The following is a 260-nucleotide window of genomic DNA, read 5'->3' as shown; positions in this document are numbered from 1 at the left end:
TTGGGCGGCCTGGGCAACGACACGGTTATCGTCGTGGCAGAAGGTGCCGGCACTGACGGCAACGACGTCTACGTCGGTGGCGACGGCATCGATACGCTCGACATGTCAGCGCTGGTGCAGGCCGTGCTTGCTGATATCGAGGCCGGCATTGCCGAAGGCGAGGAGATCGGTTCGGACCTGATCGAAGGCTTCGACATCATCGTCGGTGGCGACGGTGGCGACCGCCTGTCGGGTGGCGCCGGCAACAATATCCTGTCGGG

General features: G+C 64.2%; 1 pseudogene. It reads left to right on the top strand.

What is annotated here, in order from left to right:
* Positions 1-260 (top strand): annotated as a pseudogene (locus tag AC1Q80_RS30935) (calcium-binding protein); the annotation flags it as partial.

The sequence above is a fragment of the Ensifer sp. GW823-FHT05D09 genome, assembly GCF_058795755.1.
This window is presented reverse-complemented; position numbering and strand designations above follow the sequence as displayed.